Origin of the sequence: Geobacillus sp. LYN3 (genome assembly GCF_003064505.1) — a bacterium.
Classification (GTDB): Bacteria; Bacillota; Bacilli; order Bacillales; family Anoxybacillaceae; genus Parageobacillus_B; species Parageobacillus_B toebii.
In genome coordinates, this window is record NZ_QCWL01000001.1 from 2,151,998 (window position 1) to 2,170,210 (window position 18,213).

An 18,213-nucleotide genomic window follows, 5' to 3' on the forward strand; every position below is an offset into this window, starting at 1 on the left:
TGAACGAAAAATTCAATATATACTAAAAATATAAACCCCGCCTTCCTCCCACAGCTAAAGCAGTGGGCTTCCAGCGGATGTTCTCGTGAAGATAATGAAAAAATTCGTCGTAAAACCAAAAAACAAAATGATTGACAAAACAAAGAAGGCGGAATAAGATAAAAAATAAAGTTTGGTTTGGTGCAAAATTATAACCTTAACGCAATTTATTGATAAGGAGGAAACTATTATGCCTTCAGTAAAATTGCAACGTTTATCCGAGGCAGAAGAAGGAGAACGTTTCCGTATTGTGAAGCTTGACATACAAGATGGAACAATGAAACGAAGATTGCTTGACTTAGGATTTGTCCCAGGATGCGAAATAAGCGTTCTGCAAAAAAGCCCACTGGGAGACCCAACCGCATATCGTGTCAGCAACACAACGATTGCATTGCGGAAAGAAGAAAGTGACCATATTTATGGGGAGAGGATACGCGATGTCCACAAATGAATATACAATCGCACTTGCGGGAAATCCGAACACAGGAAAAAGCACATTGTTTAACGTTTTGACCGGATTGCGTCAGCATACCGGAAATTGGCCGGGAAAAACGGTCGTTCATGCGGAAGGATTTTTTACGTACAATAACAACCGCTATAAAATGATCGATTTGCCCGGAACCTATTCGCTTTATTCGAATTCGGCGGATGAAGAAGTGGCGCGAGATTTTATTATTTTTGAAAAACCCGATGTTACGATAGTGGTACTCGATGCTACCGCTTTGGAACGAAATTTAAATCTTGCTTTGCAAGTGTTGGAGATGACAAGCAGCGTCATCGTCTGTGTGAACCTAATGGACGAAGCGAAAAAGAAAGGAATCCGCATCGATACCGAGAAACTAGCGGCAACATTAGGAGTGCCGGTCGTTCCGATTTCCGCGCGCAATAAAGAAGGAATCGACACGTTATTAAAGACAATCGATTCGATGGTGCGTGGAAAAATCAAAACAAACCCGATTGCCGTCCGGTACAGTCCAGAAATTGAACAATGCATCGAAAAGCTCATTCCACGCGTGAAAGAGGTTATTGGCGATGCGTACCCTGCCCGCTGGGTCGCGCTTCGATTGCTTGACGGAGATATGTCTTTGCTTCACGCTCTCCAACAACAACCGCTTCCATCCGTAAAGGAGGTGTCTATATATGCATGCCACGATACCGCAAAGTCCGTTTGAAGAGCTGATGAATGAAGCGCGAGCACTGGCGCCTGCGGATACGCGCGAACAAATCGTATCGGCTATTTTTCGCACCTCCCAAGCGATTTGCAATGAAACGGTTACCTATACGAATCAAGCAAAACAATACGAAACGGAAAAGCTAGACCGCATTTTTACTTCAAAATTATGGGGATTTCCGATCATGCTTGCGATGCTTGCGGTCGTTATTTATATAACGATTGCCGGCGCGAATATTCCATCTGACATGCTGGCAAGCTTTTTCGGATGGCTTGAAGGATATCTTACCCTTTTCTTTCAAGCACTGCACGCCCCTGACTGGCTGCACGGGTTGCTTGTGTTAGGGTTATATCGAGGCACTGCTTGGGTCGTCAGCGTGATGCTTCCGCCGATGGCGATTTTCTTTCCAATTTTTGCATTGCTAGAAAACTATGGATATCTCCCGCGTGTTGCTTTCAATATGGATCGCTTGTTTAAAAAAGCGGGGGCGCACGGAAAACAATCGCTCACGATGGCGATGGGATTTGGGTGCAACGCCGCGGCTATTATGTCAACGCGCATCATTGAGTCGCCGCGCGAACGAATGTTGGCGATTTTGACGAACAATTTCGTCCCTTGCAATGGACGGTGGCCGACATTGATCTTGCTGTCTTCCTTATTTATGGCGGCAGGCTACACTGGCGGATGGAAAACATTGGTCACTGCTAGTGTCGTCGTCGCGATGGTGCTGTTTGGCATCGTCGTTACGCTTACCGTCTCATGGGTGCTATCAAAAACGGCGCTCCGCGGCATCCCCACCCATTACACATTAGAACTGCCGCCATATCGGCGCCCGAAAATATGGGATACGATTGTTCGCGCCACATTAGACAAATCCATTTATGTGCTAAAGCGAGCCATTGTGGTTGCCGCTCCAGCTGGAGTATTAACATGGATACTAGGAAACATTCATATCGGGGATACGACCGTCCTCGCCTATATCGCTGATTGGCTCGATCCTTTTGCTAGAGCGCTTGGACTTGATGGCTATATTTTAATGGCGTTTATTTTAGGATTGCCCGCCAATGAAATCGTCTTGCCGATTTTATTAATGGGGTATTTATCGACTGGTTCCTTGACGGAAGTCGATGGTCTGCACTCACTCAAACAAATTTTCGTCGACCACGGCTGGACATGGCTGACCGCGCTCAATATGATGCTGTTTTCCTTGCTTCATTATCCGTGTGGCACCACGCTCGTTAATATTTACAAAGAAACGAAAAGCAAAAAATGGACGTTTGTCGCTTTTGCGCTTCCGACAAGCATCGCTATTGCTGTCACGTTTTTCACCGCGCAACTTGCCAAATGGTTTGGCTTTGTATGAAAAATCCCCGTTTCCTTGTTTAGAGGAAACGGGGATTTTTGCGTGTGATTGTAACTTTATGGTTTTCTATTAATCAAGTTAGTTTACCCATCGTCCTGTCAAATTTCCCCTCGCCGTTAAATACGATAATCGCTTCCATTCAATCAGTTTCCGACCTGAACCTCCCGATGGCTAAAGCCACGGGGTTCTTGTGTACTATAGAGCTTCTTCCATACCTTCGCATGGATACTGACTCTAATTCCACAAGACTTTCATGGGCAAACACCTCACTGGTGCTTATCGCCCTGTGCGCCCGATTCAAGACGTTGGATTTTTCTTCTCTATAAGAGTAGTATACCATCTTTGACTACGTCAAAGCAATCGGTTCATCCCATGTCTAAAGACGGGCTACACCCTGCATGGGCTTTCTCCGATTGTACTTGTAAATACTCGTGGGTTAGATGATGAATTATGTATTTTCCACACGTCGTGATCGCATAGAAAATGCAGAAAACGTTTGAACGTAACAAAATTTTCAGCTAAATCTGTCCAGATTGGATCAAGTAAACGCCCACCTTTTTTGCTGACCTCAATATATTTCTTTGCCGTCGAGGCCAATGAACGAAATTTACCATTCAAAAGCAATTTAATTACAGAAAATAGGCCGTTTTGTTTCCAATCGGTCATTTTAAACGCTGAAGAAGCCATTAATTGTTTAAGAGAAAGAATCATTTTTTCCATATAATCTTCCATCGTGCCTAATAAATGAACCAATTCGGAAACAAATATATTGCTTATTCCTGAGGAAACTACGCTTCCAATTACATTTTGCTGGATAAAAAATGTCTTTTCGCTGCATTTAACCATACACCCGCTCCTTTTCGAAAACAAAGGAGCGGGATATGGTCAATCATACTTCCCTTACTTCTTCCAAATGCGACACATCGCCTTCAGTAATCAATTCAAACTTCCCATCGTTTACCTGCACGGTCGTAACGCTGGTTCCATACATATACGGAGGAGCCCAAAGCTCTTTTAACGGCATGTTTTTGAAACGAGCGATAACCGTCTTTAACACCACCCCATGCGTAACAATTAAAATGTTTCCTTCAGGGTGGCGTTTGATAATTCGCTCAATGGCGGCAAACGCCCGGTTTTGGACATCGATGAACCGCTCGCCGCGCCGTGGTGTGTATAAATGCGGATGATTCCAAAAGTGGTCGAACATAATAGGATCCAATTCTTTGATTTCCTCATGGGTCTTTCCTTCCCAGTCGCCAAGGTGAATCTCCCGCAGCTGTTCTTCGGTATAAATCGGAATCAGCCGCTCGCCTCGAATTAACTGGGCGGTTTCGAGCGCTCGTCCGCTTGTGCTGGCATAAATCGCGGTCAAGTCAACCTCTTCTAATCTTTTTCCAAGCCGCATCGCGTCTTGCCGCCCCTTTTCCGTAAGCGGCGAATCTTGCCACCCTTGCATCCGCTTTTCGACATTCCATCGCGTTTCTCCATGTCTAGTTAAATATAACGTTGCCATTCTCATCGTTCCCCCGTTCATATTGTTTCTTATTGTTCTACCGCTGGCACAAGCAAGCGGAATGCTATGCTCCCTTCATCGGTTGCTTTCAATTCGGCGTGGATGCCGTTTGGCAAAATCGCCATCGGGTCGGTATGTCCAAAATCTGCATCATACACAATCGGAAAATCGTATCCGCGCGTCGAGCGCAACAACATGTCCCGCAACAGTTCCGGCTGGTGTTGAAACCCTACAGACGGATGAAATCTTCCGACGACAAGACCATGAATTTGCCGAAAAACACCGATTTGGCGCAACTGTGTCAAATAGCGGTCAATGGACGCCGGCGTTTCTTCCTCGTCATCCTCGATGCATAAAATCGCCCCGTCCATATTCGGAAAATACGGCGTCCCCGCAAGCAAAAGCAGTGTTCCCATATTTCCTGCAATAATGCGCCCGGTAGCACATCCCGATTTTAACACCTTCATCCCGCTGTTTGGAAGAGAGCTCCGCGGACGATTGTCTTCTATGTCCCATTTCAAATGTTCAAACACCCAGCAGTCGGAGCTATTGATTTCAACAGCTTTGGCCTCTACTAAAACTGCCTCAAAATATGTTTTCGTATAGGGAAGCAATCCGCCATATTCGCCAAACTGCGGCAGCACGGCCGGTCCTAAAAACGTTACCAACCCTGTCTGCTGATAAATCGCGGCATGAAGCGCCGTAATGTCGCTGTAGCCCATCAATATTTTCGGGTTGTTTTTGATTAGCTCATAATCTAATTCCTCGAGCAGCTGGTGCGAACACGTTCCGCCGATCGTCGTAATGATGGCGTTAATCTCGGGATTGGCAAACATTTCATACAAATCTTCGAGCCTCTCCTCGATCGTTCCTGCCATATACTCATTCCGCTTGCATGCGTTCTTTCCAACGACGACTTTAAATCCTAAGCGTTCTAACTCGCTGATGCCCCTTTGTAATCGTCTTGGGCATAATGCCGCAATCCCTGCCGAAGGAGAAACGATGCCAATCGTATCTCCCCGCTGCAGCCTTTTTGGACGTATTATCATCGCTGCTCCTGCTCCTCCCATAACCGTTTTACTTCCATGAGACGCTGCGCCTGATCAAACGTGAGGCGATAAATATCGGGCATCGACAGCTGCTGCCAAAAGGCAAAATGATAAGAAGAGTCGTAATAATTCATGATTAATGTCATGATATTGCCATGTGTGCCAATGACAATGTTTTTTCCGCTATATGTATCGAGCACATCTTGAAACGCCTTTACTCCCCGCCGCTGCGCTTCTTTATTCGACTCTCCTCCCTGAAAAGAAAAGTCTTCATTATGCCAAAGCTGATCCATCGCCGCCTCAAAATCGGCCACTGGCTGGGCCGCAAGCTTCCGTTCTTTAAATCCGTCTACAAGAATAACAGGAAGCTGATGATATATCGCAACCTCTTCCACCGTTTCGATCGCCCGCGCATACGGACTGGAAATGACGACATCGATTTGTTCTTTGTTCAAGATTTGCGCGACGCGCTTAGCATCTTGTTTTCCCCGCTCCGATAACGGCCGGTGCCGTTCATCAGGCGTAAAAATCGAGTGGGCGTGCCTCACCAAATATACGTTTGTGTTCATCTTGCCTCATTCCTTTTTAACCAGTCTAACGTAAAATCGACCAACTCCCGTTGTTTCATCAGGCGGCATTCGGCATTGCCAACATAGCCGATGTGTCTTTTCAAAGTGCTTGCCAATTTGCACAAAACGCTCTTCATCGGTTTCGACATCGATAAATGTCTTCCACACCCGCCGGCCATTTTCCATTATGGCAGCTCCTTGCAAAAATGTTTTCTTGCCTAACAGCGGATTTCCCGACTCCATCGAAAATCTGCCGCCCGCAAGCATGATGATTTGCCTTATTATCCTATCCCCCACATGCCAGCCGTTTCATAAGCTTCGTAAGAGAAACTCCTTCCGGCATCCTCATTTGTTCGACTTCACAAAAACCGTGACGTTCATATAGACGAAGCGCCGGTGTGTTCGCGCTTCCTGTCATCACGATGATTTCGTGAGCATCCCGCTCTTTACGACAGACAAACTCGATCAGCGCACTTGCAATCCCTTGCCGGAAAAAGTCAGGATCCACCATCAAGCGGCAAATATGAATAGTCTTTTCTGTCCGCTCATAGGAAATCGCTCCTGCCAGTTGTCCCAGCTTCATATATCCAAAAAACCGTTCTCCGCACCGTCGTAACGTTGCGACTGTATCTTGCAATGGCGGAAGGTCGGGAAATCCGATCAGCCGCGCCTCGACAGCGTAAGAACGGAATTGAAGGAGCAGCACCGCCTCCGCCCATTCGCCTGCCTCTATGTTTATTTCCTGAATCATGCCTTCCTTTCTGTTTCATCATGCGCCATCCATTTTTACTTCTCGATGATCGCTTTGTTTTCCTTTTTGCTTCACGAAAAAAGACGATCTTGCCTGAGGGCATCAATCGTCTTCGTTATCGTCTATCAGTAATTTCATCCATCGCTTCTTGCAGAAATTGATATCCTTTTTGTTCCCGTCCATCTTTTCGTATCGTCCATTCTTGTTTTTCCAATGCCAGCTCACCGCGTTCATTTTTGACAAATGGCATATGAAGGACAATCATATCATCATCCTTGTTGATCGTATAGCCGATGTAATACTTGTTTCCTGTGCCTTCTTCTTCGAAAATGCCGACTTGGTCCAAATGATAAACATCCATCAACGGCTGCAGCGTGTCAATAAACTCATGGATAATCACGCTTCTTGGCGCAAATTCCATCTTTCTCCCTCCTCTCATCGACGGAGTACGTATAATCGTCCGTTAATGGCAAACGAGATGGCGCCGGTTTCTTCGGAGACGACGATTACAAGCGCATCACTTCGCTCTGTTAACCCAATTGCGGCGCGATGGCGGGTACCTAATTTCCGCTTCGGTGTCACATGCTCGGCAAGCGGCAAAATATTGCCTGCCGATACAATTTCGTCATAACGGATTAACGCTCCCCCATCATGAAGCGGATTGCCTGGATAAAAAATCGTTTCTAACAACGTATGTGAAACCTTTGCCCCAATAGGAACACCATGATTCAATAAATGATCCAGCGAATCCTTTCGCTCAATAACGATGAGAGCACCATGACGGCGTTCCGCCAAATGTTTTGCCGCAAGGGACAAATCGTCATAATGCGGCGTATATTCCGCTAAATAAGAATGCAAATAAAAAGAAGCGGCCGCTGTTTGTACATCCAAGATATGCTTTTGCAATGTTTCTAAACGCGACAATATACAGCACTCATCCATCATTAACGATTGGCGGATTGCTTCCGCCTCCTCCGTAATGTCGCGCAGTGAACGAATTATTTGCTCTTTCATCGGTTGATTAAGCGGTAAAAACTCTTGAATCATGGAACTCCCCCATCGCTGTTTGTTACTATTAGTGTGCGACATTTATAATGAAAAACGGACGGAAATAATAGGAAATCCCTTCTAATGTATTCATTAGAAGGGATGAGAATCAAATACCATATACTCTTCTAGCCATTTTTGCAACTTCTCGGCTTCTAACGACTTGCTAAAGTAAAATCCTTGGGCAAAGTCGCAATCCATCTGTTGGAGAAGCGCTACTTGATGATACGTCTCGACGCCTTCCGCCAATACTTGAATATCCAAGCTTTTCGCTAAATGAATAATCGTATCGACAATCGTTGCATCTTTCGAGTTCTCCGCAATTCCTTGAATAAAGCTGCGGTCAATTTTTAATAAAGACACCGGCAGATTCCGAATGTACGCCAACGAAGAAAATCCTGTGCCGAAATCATCAATGGCTACTTGCACGCCGATATTTTTTAACTGAGTTAAAATATGCTTGCCCGTTTCAAAGTTTTCCATCAAGCCGCTTTCTGTCACTTCCAAAATTAAATGCTCTGGCGCAAAATGCGTATCCCGTAAAATATGGACAATATGCTGAACCAATTCCGTTCGATTTAATAAAAACGGCGATAAGTTGACAGCTAATTTCAGCCCCGGGAACTGCGTCTGCCATTCTTTCACTTGGCGGCACGCATGTTCAAGCACCCATAGCGTAATTTCAAAAATGAATCCGCTCTGTTCGGCAAGTGGAATAAAGTCGAGCGGGGGAATTTCTCCAAGCGATGGGTGGCGCCAACGCAACAGTGTTTCCACTCCCATCGTCGTGCCGCTGCCAAGCTTAATTTTCGGCTGGTAGCATAAATAAAATTGCTCACGCAAAATCGCAAACGGCAAATCTTGTTCAATGATCGCTTTCCGATTTTGCGTCGGTCGATAAAACTCATAACCATTTTTTCCTCTTTTTTTCACATTATATAGAGCTTGATCGGCGTATTTCATGACCTGCTCGATTCGGTCGCTATCTTTTGGAAAAAAAGCAATTCCCATCGATAGCGTAGACTGAATAAGCTGTTTTTCATAATAAAACGGCTTATGAAACGTTTGAACAAGCTCATCGGCGAGTTTCGTCACTTCTTCTTTTGCTATGTTCGGAAGCAAAAGCACAAATTCATCTCCGCCAATGCGCGCAAAAAAATCTTCGGAGCGCAGCACGCTTTGCACCCTTCTTACCGCTTCCTGCAAAAAATAGTCGCCCGCTTGATGGGAAAAGTGATCGTTAATCCATTTAAATTTATCAAAATCCAAATAACATAACGCAAAATCGGTTTGGCTTTCGATCAGTTGCTTTATGTATCTCTCAAAATAGCTGCGGTTCGCAATGCCTGTTAACGAATCAAAGTAGGCAAGCTGCCGTAACTTTTCCTCGTATTTTTTCCGTTCGCCAATGTTTTTCACCGTCACAATCACATAATCAAGTTCATTTTGTTCATTCACAATCGCTTTCCCTTGCGCTTCCATCCATATCCATTTTCCTTCGTTATCGCGCTTGCGAAATTCAGCGATTTGAGTGTCATATGTACGATATAGCTCATCAAACTTTCTCACAATGTTCGGCAAATCATCAGGATGCACAAATTGTAAGATATCTTCATACGAATATTGGTGAATTGCCGTGCCTACTTTCTCAAGAGATGATGGTATGTATAATAACTCACGTTTATTGGAAAAAATAAGAATATAATCCGTAGAATGTTCAATGTTGTTTGCTTTCTTCCAATGCTCGTTCTAGTTTCTTTTCCTTCGTCACATCGCGGCATACGCACAAAATCGAATCGATTTCTCCTTGTTCATTTACAATCGGCGAAAAAACAGCACTTACTGGAACGATACGGTCATCCGCTTTTTTAATCGTCCATTCTACATTATGTATGGATTTCCCGTTTCTAACCGATTGCAATAACGGTTCTACTACGATGGTTTCCATCTCAGCAATGGTTTCAAAATGGGCGTGTCGTACCGCGCCGCTGCCATTTGTACCTAACAGTGCTTGAAACGCAGGATTCGTATAAATGACATATCCTTCTGTATTTAAAATCGCGACTGCCTCGGTAAAGTGATGGAAAAAAGCAGCATACTTACCTGTCATGAAGCAATTACCTCTCAATGATAGTTTTTAAGAAAAGCTGCCTTGTATACTTTCATTTTTACGAAAACATATACAAAAATCAACAAAATTCGCGAAAATTTCTTGAAAAAAAAGAAACAACACCGCTTTTGCGATGTTGCTTCATCAGGTTATCAGCTGATCGCCTGACAGCGCTGACTAGCTATACAAGGACATGTCTGACAATGTGTTCCTCCATCTGTTTGGTAATAAAGGCAACATGTTGACCGCTGTCTCGGATGAGCGTTTCCTTTCCAAAATCGTTTTAACGGATTTTGTCGAGGAGTGCCGAATAACGCTCCATCTGCGTCGTGAACGAGATAATGAAAATCATCGCAAAGCTGTTCGTGGACATGGGCAAGGGTTTCATCATTCATAAGCGTTTCATACAGCCAATAAATGTAAATCGCGATATTCTCCCATAATATATGGGCAGATATTTTTGTGATTTTCCGCAATTTTTCTATCAGCGGGAAAAGGTGCACCGCAAATAGCTGTCTCACCGTCTCTTCCCGCCATTGATCACGACAGCCCGTGCATATTTCTGTCTTGGGCTCCTCAAAACGAAAAGTCGGCAGCCACCTATCATCATGATCGTCCGTTTCCATCCAAATCCGCTCTGGTGACAGCACAAGCCGTTTATTCCAAACGGACATCGCATAAAGCGACATCGCGACAAGGAAGCTATATCGTTTGATCAACATCGATGCCGCGACAGCGTCATTGGCAGCGCCAAGCCTGTCGCGCACTTTTGCTACATAATCGATGAGCACGCTATCCTCAGACAGACGATCCAAGCGAATCGATAGCGGCGAATTGGTTTGAACGGTTGAAATCCGATATGTTTCTAATACCTTTATTTCCTCCGCGGAAAGAATCATGATGAAACGCCTTCTTTCTGTAGAATGCATCTTCCTTTTCCATATGGAATGCAAAGTGGAGTTCCAAATAGCGGATCATATGTCACTTGACAATCCATTTGAAATACGTCTTTCACCAATTGACAGGAAATGATTTCTTCCGGTTTTCCTTGCGCATATATTTTTTTATCGCGAATCGCCACAATATGGTGAGCGTAGCGGCAAGCCAAGTTTAAGTCGTGAAGCACCATGACAATCGTGCGCTTTTCCTTCTCGTTTAACTCAAACAATAAATCAAGAATTTCAATTTGGTGCGTCATATCCAAATACGTCGTCGGTTCGTCCAATAAAATAATGTCCGTATCCTGCGCCAGCGTCATCGCAATCCAAGCCCGCTGCCGCTGTCCCCCTGAAAGCGAATCGACCGGACGCTCCGCTAATTCTGTCATCCTCGTTGCTTCGAGCGCACGCCGCACCGCTTTTTCATCTTCTTCGCTCCATTGTTTCAGCCACGTTTGGTACGGATATCTCCCTTGCTTAACAAGCTGCAGCACCGTCAACCCTTCCGGAGCAGTTGGTGATTGCGGCAATATCGCTAGCTTTTTCGCCACGTCTTTGGTCGGCAATTTCGCGATTTCCTTTCCTTCCAGCAAAACCGCACCGCCCGCCGGTTTCAAAAGCCGTGCTAAAGCGCGCAATAACGTCGATTTGCCGCTGCCATTTCCACCAATAAATACAGTAATTTCTCCTTTTGGAATCGTTAAATCTAGCTCATCAATAATAATCGCGTTTCCATAAGATAGCGTAAGTTGTTTCGCTTGTAAGGCGTTCATTTCTTCCACCCCTTTATATTATCGGTTTTTATATAATAAGTAGATAAAATACGGTGCCCCAACTGCCGCCGTAAATACCCCGGCAGGAACTTCCATCGGCGCAAACAATGTGCGTCCGGCAAGGTCAGCCGCCATCACTAAAATGGCTCCTAATAACGCGGATGCAGGAAGAAGTGCGCCAAACGAAGAACCGACAAGCCTTCTTGCCATATGCGGCGCCATTAATCCGACAAACCCAATGCCCCCCGCAAAAGCGACCGCTCCTCCCGTTAAGGCAGTGCTTAATAAAAGAAGGAAAAAACGTTGCTTTTGCAGGGAAACTCCTGCGCCGATTGCCAGTTCATCTCCTAATTCTTGAATGTTCATTTTTCGCGCTGATAAAAAACTGATGGTTAACAAAACCAAAGCCCATGGCGCAAGCAGTGTGACATGTTTCCACGAAGCGCCGTAGACGCTTCCGGTAATCCAGACATTCGACTGGCTCGCCCGATAAATCGGTCCGGTAATCATCAATAACGTAGTGCACGCCTGCATGAGCGCCGATATTCCAACTCCGATTAATACAAGCCTTAGCGGCGCTATTCCATTTTTCCATGAAAGGACATAGACAAGAAGCGCCGTTACCGTTGCGCCAAGAAAAGCAGCGAACGGCAGCCAATGAATACTAATAGTCAAGGAATGGTTTTCATCGCTAAACAACGTCAAAAACGTTACTACTGCCGCAGCGGCACCTCCTGTAATACCGAGCACATCTGGCGAGGCGAGCGGATTGCGAATCATCCCTTGTAAAATCGCTCCTGCCACCGCAAGCGACATCCCCGCGAACAATGCGACAAAAATGCGCGGCAAGCGAAACGTATAAATAACGATTTCGTTCATGTCCGAACCATTTCCAAACAGCGTTTTCGCTACTTCCAACGGGGAAATATACATTTCGCCCCTTCCAGCGCTTACCAGAAACACAGCTACGCTAACCGCTAATAATATCAAACTAATGATTATTGCTTTTTTATCAACTAAAAATGAGATCGATTTCCCGAATCGCAACGATGTATACTTCTTCATTTCGCTATAATCCCCCTGCGGGCAATATAAACAAAAAACGGAACGCCGAGGAACGCTGTCACAATTCCAACCGGAACTTCGCGCGGCATTAAAATATAGCGCGCCCCGATATCGGCCGCAATTAATAAAATCGCTCCGATTAAGGAACAATACGGCAATACCCAGCGATGGTCCACGCCAACTAGCGCACGCGCAATATGAGGAACGATGATGCCGATAAATCCAATCGGTCCGGCAATGGCGACCGAACTGCCGGCAAGCAATACGACAAGGAGCGCTGCTCCTGCTTTCACCGCATTCGTGCGCTGTCCTAAACCTTTCGCCACATCATCCCCCATCATTAAAATGTTCACTTTTTGTGCAAGCACCAGCGATCCAAGCCAGCCAACAATAAAGTATGGAAGAACTGCTGTCAACATTTCCAGCTTCCGTCCGGATACCGAGCCGGCCAGCCAAAATAGCACTTCTTCAAGCGCCTTTTCATTCGCTGCTAACATTCCTTGTGTTAACGAAGCAAACAAGGCAGCGACTGCTGTACCAGCAAGTGTTAATTTCAAGGGGGTTGCCCCATCTTTTCCCACTGCACTAATCATAAACACAATTGCCGCTGCCAGCGCAGCACCGCTAAAAGCCAGCCATGTAAAGATTTGAAGCGAATGTACTTGGAAAAAGGTCACAAATAGAACGATAAAAAAGCCAGCTCCCGCATTAATGCCGAAGATTCCCGGAGAAGCAAGCGGGTTTTTCGTCAGCGCCTGCATGAGCGCTCCCGCCATTGCTAAACTCGCTCCTACCGCTGCGGCAATCAGCGCCCGCGGCAGACGAACCGTTTCAATAATGATATGAGCATTCGAACCGTTATTGTTTGTAAATGCCTCTATCGCAATTTTCCAACTTGTATCGGTATATCCGTAAATGATGCTCATCCAAATGGTTGTAATCAACAACAAACATAGTATAAACAAGCCAATCGATTTCTTCTGGTTTGTGGCTAACATCGTAAATCTCCCTTATATATTATCTATCTCTATCGATAAGTCTATTTGATAATGACTCTCAACGTCAATGGTTTTTTATTTTATTTTCACCCATATTTTTTATTGACAATGATTATCGACATCATTTATTATTTTCGGTATAAATGAAAATCATTATCAAATAAATTAAAGGGGGATACATAATGTTCAAATCTAAACTCTCTTTTCTCATTGCCGCCGTTCTCTCTCTTCTTGCCATTCTCGGCGGCTGCGGCAAAAATGAGGAGGCAGATCCAAAACAAACGAACAGCAATAAAAAACAAACAGAAACAACCTATACCATTGAACACGCCATGGGCACCACAGAAATAAAAGGAACACCGGAGCGCGTCGTCATTTTAACGAATGAAGGAACCGAAGCGCTATTGGCGTTAGGCGTCAAACCGGTCGGCGCCGTCAAATCATGGACAGGCAACCCATGGTACGATCACATTAAAGACAAAATGGAAGGCGTCAAGGAGCTTGGAACGGAAGCAGAACCAAACCTAGAAGCGATCGCGGCATTAAAACCGGATTTAATTATCGGCAATAAACTGCGCCATGAAAAAATTTACGAACAGCTAAAAGCCATTGCCCCGACTGTTTTTTCCGAAACGCTTCGCGGCAACTGGAAAGATAATTTTATGCTCTATGCCAAAGCTGTGAATAAAGAAGAAAAAGGAAAAGAAGTCATCGCTGAATATGACAAGCGTATTGAAGACTTAAAAGCAAAATTAGGCGATAAATTGAAAATGAAAGTATCCATCGTTCGCTTTATGGCAGGAGATGTCCGCATTTATCATAAAGACTCCTTCTCCGGTGTCATTTTAGATCAGCTAGGATTTTCCCGTCCGGAATCGCAAAATGTCAACGACTTTGCCGAAATGGGTGTAACGAAAGAACGCATCCCGGCGATGGACGGCGATATCCTCTTCTACTTCACCTATGAAACAGGAGACGGAGAAGCAAGCAAACTAGAAAAAGAATGGATTAACGATCCGCTCTTTAAAAGCTTAAACGTCGCAAAACAAGGAAAAGTGTACAAAGTGAGCGACACGATTTGGAATACGGCAGGCGGTGTGCTCGCTGCCCATTTAATGCTCGACGATATCGAAAAATATTTCTTGCAACAACAATGAATGCAATAAAGTTGCCCTGCATACGCAGGGCAGTTTTTTGTGCAAGCAGCCTCCATCAACAGCGCTGTCGACAGAAAAACGTTGCCGCTTCCGCTGCACTATGTTAGATTGAAAGTACAAGTTTATTATAGAAAGGATGACGATGGCATGAAGCGCACCGCCATTATGGCAGCGTGTCTGCTTTCATTTGGCATCATCATGGGCGCTTGCTCCGATGACAAAGCAAGCGAAACAAAGCATGACCATTCCATGACATATACAACCAATTCCGGGGATATCCGCGAAACGACAAAATCGATCGACCATCTTCCAACCTTTTTAAGCAATTTTGAAGAAGATATGGCTGTTTTGTATCAGCAAGCCGCCAAGCATAAAGACTTGCTCGAGCATATTCCTTGCTACTGCGGCTGCGGAGAAGCGGCGGGTCATAAAAATAACTACGATTGTTTCGTTCATGAAACGAAAAAAGATGGCTCCATCGTTTGGGATGATCACGGAACAAAATGTGGTGTATGCCTTGAAATCGCAAAAGAAGCGATTGTAGAATATGACCAAGGCAAATCGATCAAAGAAATACGGAAAATGATTGACGAGAAATATAAAGAAGGCTACGCGGAACCGACACCAACGAAACCGCTGTAATGCAAAAGAGGCTGTCCCCAAAAGGTCGGTTTAACGACCTTTTGCGACAGCCTCATTCTGTCCGCTTACGCCACACGGATTGGTTTGCCAAACGGCACACGCGGCGTATAATCATCAGGAACGAGCCAAAATACTTCATAATCCACTTCCAATTCTTCGTAAAAATATCCGGTCACATCGGTAATGTAAAAAAGCGTATCGATTTTTTGTTCTTTTGCCCATTCCAATACTTCCGTATATGACGATTTTCCATGTTTAAAATATTTAATAGCCGCCATTCCAACGGGAGACACGTCACGAATTTTAAAATCGGCCTGTACTAACAATGTATCCGGTCTTACTTTTTCAAACAGCTTAACAATATTTTGAATTAAAATCGGACGTGATGGACGATTAGATGTATCAATCGCCAAGGCAATGGAATGATCTTTTCGTTCCTTCAGCAATGAAAGAAGCGCCCTTTGCCATTTCACGATCATCAGCCTCCTTAATATGATGTGACAAAATCAGTATTAGTATGGACGGGAAGGAAGCTGAGTACGAACTGTTTTTCTTTCCTCTTTCTCCTACAATTTTGTCAAAATCAATCCGAATAACGCAGTAATAATTCCAATAAGCTGGTATGATTTCAATTTTTCCTTAAATAAGTAGTTTCGACATCGAATGGCGCGTGCTCCACTTCAACAGCGTATTGTTAATGCCGAAACAAACAGCGGTGAATACAGAAGCAGCCAACCACACTTTTGTCTCTCTCCCTGGTGACGATGTACAACTTTTATTATAAATCGAGAAGATGAAATAACGTCAAGGCATTTTCACACCTTGACGCCTTTGCTTACTGCTCATTTTGTCCAGAAAGGGGAATATCTTTTCCATTTACATCCTCAATGACCCCATCGACTGTCCCTTCCATATACACATCGCTTACTTGTTCGTGCGTTGTCGCCAACACGGAAGATAAAGAATCAGTACGTTCATAATCAGACGGATCATATTGTTTTCCCGCAATATTTATGTTTTCTTGTTTTTTCATTATTCATGCCTCCTTGTTCATTCTACTCATTATTAATGTGGAACAATCAGAAAAAATAAAAAGAGGGAGTTTATGGTTATTTACATGTATACGTTCACACTAAAAAGACAAACTAATGATAAAGAATGATAAGAGAGGATGAACGCAACTTGAAACAAGAAAAACAAAATAAGAGCATCGAACAACAACAAAAAGACCGCCAACCGGAAAAAGAGATGGAGAAACAATCCGGATACGGGGATAAAAAACTAGAAGGACCAAATTTTCCGGCTGAATAATTGTTTGCTAAAAGATGACGTTCAGCGATGAGACATTTACTCGCTCTTGCATGGAAATACATGTTGCTTGCCACTGTCTTTTTTGCGATGATCCCGTTATTTTTGCGCGTTTCCTCAGCGGAACTGTTATGGTTCAGCTTATGGATGACGCTTGTGGCTTATGCGCTCGGCGATTTATACATTCTTCCGCGTTTTGGCAATTTATCAGCGGTGATTGCCGATTTTGGCCTCGCTTTTGTCGGCGTATGGATCGGAATCGGCATTTTTTACAATGCTGGCGGTGCTGCTGTTATAAACGCCGCATTCTTTTCCGCACTGCTTGTCGCACTAGGCGAAATATTGTTTCACGCCTATATGAATCGAATCGTTCTTCGCCATCAAGATGAGAAAAAAGAACATTCTATGCGGCGAGGGCTGCAAACAGAAATTGCGGAAGAATTCGATGTTCGAAGCGCAACAGACCAAGAGGAAGACAAACAAGAAAGCTGACCTCACTCGATAAGAGGTCAGCTTTTTATTCATCGCTCGTCTCGCTTTAATGACAACAACGTTTGTTTCAGCTGTTCTTCCATCGTAACGAGCTCTCGTTCTACTTGCTGCCGTTTGAGACGGCCTTCTTGCTGGATTTTTAACGTTTCTTCTAATGTTGTCACTAAATTTTCCTGCGTTTTTTTCAACGTTTCAATATCAATGAGCCCACGTTCATTTTCTTTCGCGACTTCAATGCTGTTTGTTTTCAGCATTTCCGAATTGCGAAGTAGCAAATTGTTCGTCGTTTCCGTTACTTGTTTTTGCGCCTCGACCGCTTTTTGCTGGCGGAATAACGTCAGTGCGATCACAACTTGGTTTTTCCATAGCGGAATCGCGGTTAAAATCGAGGATTGAATGCGCTCGACCAGCGTCTGGTTCATATGCTGAATCATGCGGATTTGCGGTGCGGTTTGAATCGTTACTTGCCGGCTTAATTTTAAATCGTGGATACGTTTTTCCAGCCGATCGGCAAACTGCAACAAATCATTCACTTCTTGCATTTCCATTTGGTTTCCTGCCCGTTCTGCTTGGGCGCGTTTTTCCGGAATCACTTTCGTCCGCAATTCTTCCAGTTTATGCTCTGCCGCCGCGATATAAATGTTAAGCGCATCAAAGTATTCTTTATTTTTTTCGTACAATGTTTCTAGCATCATAATGTCGCGAAACAGCAATTGACGGTGCTTTTCGAGCTGATCGGCGATTTTATCAATTTCCACGCCAATTTTTTGATACTTCGCGATCATGCCTTGCAGCGATTTTGACACAGAGCCAAACAGCCGCGCAAACAATCCTTTTTTCGCCGGAAGCAAGTCATCCGGATTCACTTCTTTAATTTTCGTCATTAAATCACTGATCACTTCCCCAACGGGCCCTGCATCTTTTGTTTGCACATGATGTAAAATCGTATGGGAAAACTTCGACAGCTCTGCCTGCGCCGCAACCCCGTATTGAATGATGGCTTGCTGGTTGCGCGGATCGATTTGTTTCGCAAGCTGCAGTGCTTTGTCGCGATGTTCCGGCTTTAACGTATCGATCAGTCTTGTCGGCTGCGTTTGTTTATGAATATCCGTCTCCTCTTGTTCATTCGGTAAGGAAAACGGATTTTCCAAAAGCGAATCCAGCGAGCTTGTCCACTGCTCGCGAAGATCGTTTGCCGGCATGTGATCAGACGGTTTCATAGTCGTT

The 18,213-nt window shown here is 44.6% G+C and carries 22 protein-coding genes and 1 pseudogene; 7 read left to right on the plus strand and 16 right to left on the minus strand.

Going from position 1 to position 18,213, the window contains the following annotated elements:
- The first annotated feature begins 229 nt into the window (after nt 1–229).
- The 3 genes from DCC82_RS11165 to DCC82_RS11175 are packed head-to-tail and all read left to right on the plus strand — an operon-like array spanning nt 230 to nt 2,574.
- Nucleotides 230–490, plus strand: coding sequence for a FeoA family protein (locus DCC82_RS11165; protein ID WP_062677947.1), 261 nt, complete (start codon nt 230–232; stop codon nt 488–490).
- Nucleotides 477–1,211, plus strand: a complete 735-nt coding sequence (locus DCC82_RS11170) for a FeoB small GTPase domain-containing protein (protein ID WP_015864137.1) — start codon at nt 477–479, stop codon at nt 1,209–1,211. The genes DCC82_RS11165 and DCC82_RS11170 overlap by 14 nt, the downstream gene beginning before the upstream one ends.
- Before the next feature lie 7 nt (nt 1,212–1,218).
- Nucleotides 1,219–2,574, plus strand: a complete 1,356-nt coding sequence (locus tag DCC82_RS11175) for a nucleoside recognition domain-containing protein (RefSeq protein ID WP_233253036.1) — start codon at nt 1,219–1,221, stop codon at nt 2,572–2,574.
- A 387-nt stretch (nt 2,575–2,961) separates the two neighbouring features.
- On the opposite strand, the gene DCC82_RS11180 is transcribed toward DCC82_RS11175, so the two are convergent.
- From DCC82_RS11180 to DCC82_RS11240, 13 genes and pseudogenes are all read right to left on the minus strand, one after another.
- Complete coding sequence (locus tag DCC82_RS11180) at nt 2,962–3,420, minus strand: hypothetical protein (RefSeq protein ID WP_187252136.1); 459 nt, start codon at nt 3,418–3,420, stop codon at nt 2,962–2,964.
- A gap of 43 nt (nt 3,421–3,463) precedes the next feature.
- Complete coding sequence (locus DCC82_RS11185; RefSeq protein ID WP_015864140.1) at nt 3,464–4,087, minus strand: histidine phosphatase family protein; 624 nt, start codon at nt 4,085–4,087, stop codon at nt 3,464–3,466.
- A gap of 29 nt (nt 4,088–4,116) precedes the next feature.
- Nucleotides 4,117–5,136: a S66 family peptidase gene (locus DCC82_RS11190; protein ID WP_097354616.1), complete on the minus strand. Its 1,020-nt coding sequence runs from the start codon at nt 5,134–5,136 to the stop codon at nt 4,117–4,119.
- On the minus strand, nt 5,133–5,705 hold the full coding sequence (locus DCC82_RS11195; protein WP_015864142.1) for a histidine phosphatase family protein: 573 nt from the start codon (nt 5,703–5,705) through the stop codon (nt 5,133–5,135). The genes DCC82_RS11190 and DCC82_RS11195 overlap by 4 nt, the downstream gene beginning before the upstream one ends.
- A gap of 6 nt (nt 5,706–5,711) precedes the next feature.
- Nucleotides 5,712–5,891 carry a hypothetical protein gene (locus DCC82_RS11200; RefSeq protein ID WP_133066519.1) on the minus strand — a complete coding sequence of 60 codons (180 nt, stop codon included), beginning with the start codon at nt 5,889–5,891 and terminating at the stop codon, nt 5,712–5,714.
- 100 nt (nt 5,892–5,991) lie between these two features.
- Entirely contained in the window at nt 5,992–6,456 is a 465-nt protein-coding gene (locus tag DCC82_RS11205; RefSeq protein WP_108430365.1) for a GNAT family N-acetyltransferase, read from the minus strand.
- Nucleotides 6,457–6,571: 115 nt separating this feature from the next.
- Nucleotides 6,572–6,877, minus strand: coding sequence for a DUF5634 family protein (locus tag DCC82_RS11210; RefSeq protein ID WP_015864145.1), 306 nt, complete (start codon nt 6,875–6,877; stop codon nt 6,572–6,574).
- 14 nt (nt 6,878–6,891) lie between these two features.
- Nucleotides 6,892–7,503 carry a sporulation-specific diadenylate cyclase CdaS gene (gene cdaS / locus DCC82_RS11215; RefSeq protein ID WP_015864146.1) on the minus strand — a complete coding sequence of 204 codons (612 nt, stop codon included), beginning with the start codon at nt 7,501–7,503 and terminating at the stop codon, nt 6,892–6,894.
- Nucleotides 7,504–7,596: 93 nt separating this feature from the next.
- A pseudogene (locus DCC82_RS11220) lies at nt 7,597–9,613 on the minus strand (EAL domain-containing protein).
- 152 nt (nt 9,614–9,765) lie between these two features.
- Complete coding sequence (locus tag DCC82_RS11225; protein WP_015864148.1) at nt 9,766–10,512, minus strand: IucA/IucC family C-terminal-domain containing protein; 747 nt, start codon at nt 10,510–10,512, stop codon at nt 9,766–9,768.
- Nucleotides 10,509–11,324 (minus strand): ABC transporter ATP-binding protein, encoded by an 816-nt coding sequence (locus DCC82_RS11230; protein WP_108430366.1) that lies wholly within the window; start codon nt 11,322–11,324, stop codon nt 10,509–10,511. Before DCC82_RS11230 ends, DCC82_RS11225 begins: the two co-directional genes overlap by 4 nt.
- An 18-nt stretch (nt 11,325–11,342) precedes the next feature.
- Nucleotides 11,343–12,389, minus strand: coding sequence for a FecCD family ABC transporter permease (locus DCC82_RS11235; RefSeq protein ID WP_108430367.1), 1,047 nt, complete (start codon nt 12,387–12,389; stop codon nt 11,343–11,345).
- Nucleotides 12,386–13,387 (minus strand): FecCD family ABC transporter permease, encoded by a 1,002-nt coding sequence (locus DCC82_RS11240; protein WP_097354621.1) that lies wholly within the window; start codon nt 13,385–13,387, stop codon nt 12,386–12,388. Before DCC82_RS11240 ends, DCC82_RS11235 begins: the two co-directional genes overlap by 4 nt.
- 182 nt (nt 13,388–13,569) lie before the next feature.
- Here DCC82_RS11240 and DCC82_RS11245 point away from each other — a divergent pair, with 182 nt between their 5' ends.
- Nucleotides 13,570–14,544 carry an ABC transporter substrate-binding protein gene (locus DCC82_RS11245; protein ID WP_097354622.1) on the plus strand — a complete coding sequence of 325 codons (975 nt, stop codon included), beginning with the start codon at nt 13,570–13,572 and terminating at the stop codon, nt 14,542–14,544.
- Between the two features lie 147 nt (nt 14,545–14,691).
- Nucleotides 14,692–15,186, plus strand: coding sequence for a PCYCGC domain-containing protein (locus DCC82_RS11250; RefSeq protein ID WP_015864153.1), 495 nt, complete (start codon nt 14,692–14,694; stop codon nt 15,184–15,186).
- A 65-nt stretch (nt 15,187–15,251) separates the two neighbouring features.
- Here DCC82_RS11250 and DCC82_RS11255 read toward each other — a convergent pair whose 3' ends face one another.
- Nucleotides 15,252–15,659, minus strand: coding sequence for a VWA-like domain-containing protein (locus DCC82_RS11255; protein ID WP_015864154.1), 408 nt, complete (start codon nt 15,657–15,659; stop codon nt 15,252–15,254).
- Between the two features lie 362 nt (nt 15,660–16,021).
- A complete protein-coding gene (locus DCC82_RS11265; RefSeq protein WP_108430368.1) occupies nt 16,022–16,219 on the minus strand; it encodes a YozQ family protein in 198 nt (65 codons plus the stop codon).
- A 149-nt stretch (nt 16,220–16,368) separates the two neighbouring features.
- On the opposite strand from DCC82_RS11265, the gene DCC82_RS18585 reads away from it, so the two are divergent.
- Nucleotides 16,369–16,497, plus strand: a complete 129-nt coding sequence (locus DCC82_RS18585) for a hypothetical protein (RefSeq protein WP_255265206.1) — start codon at nt 16,369–16,371, stop codon at nt 16,495–16,497.
- A gap of 27 nt (nt 16,498–16,524) precedes the next feature.
- Nucleotides 16,525–16,986, plus strand: coding sequence for a YndM family protein (locus DCC82_RS11270; protein ID WP_081188905.1), 462 nt, complete (start codon nt 16,525–16,527; stop codon nt 16,984–16,986).
- Nucleotides 16,987–17,015: 29 nt separating this feature from the next.
- On the opposite strand, the gene DCC82_RS11275 is transcribed toward DCC82_RS11270, so the two are convergent.
- Nucleotides 17,016–18,206: a toxic anion resistance protein gene (locus DCC82_RS11275; RefSeq protein WP_089097787.1), complete on the minus strand. Its 1,191-nt coding sequence runs from the start codon at nt 18,204–18,206 to the stop codon at nt 17,016–17,018.
- Between the last annotated feature and the right edge of the window lie 7 nt (nt 18,207–18,213).